Genomic DNA, 356 nt, shown 5'->3' with positions numbered 1-356 from the left:
AGAAGATGAATTTTGGTATTTTGATATTCGTCAATCTCTAGTATCATTACCATCTGGAATGCAGACCGAATGGATGGATAGCTTAGCACCCTATATAATAGAAGGAAAACTGATACAACGTGTTAATAATAGTGTGTATTTAGATAGTAATACCGTAACAAAGCCGGTAACTCTCACAAGTAACGTGTATAAATCTATAACAAAAATTGTAGAGGAAGCAAACAGTTCCATCGAAGAATTTATTAAAGATGCAATTCGAGATAAAATTAGTCAAAACTCACTTAATCAAAAATAAAAAGGTTCCATTTGAACAAATTTTCCTTTTCTATGCTGATCACACACCTTTTTTAGAGTCA

1 pseudogene is annotated in these 356 nt (G+C 31.7%); it reads left to right on the top strand.

Annotation, left to right across the window (positions count from 1 at the left end):
- Positions 1-295: pseudogene (locus JDS96_RS30835) on the top strand (ribbon-helix-helix protein, CopG family); the annotation flags it as partial.
- Positions 296-356 lie beyond the last annotated feature (61 nt).

This window comes from Bacillus cereus group sp. N21 (genome assembly GCF_016483395.1).
Classification (GTDB): domain Bacteria; phylum Bacillota; class Bacilli; order Bacillales; family Bacillaceae_G; genus Bacillus_A; species Bacillus_A pseudomycoides.
The sequence above is the reverse complement of the archived record's forward strand: the minus strand, read 5'-3'. Positions and strand labels throughout refer to the sequence as shown.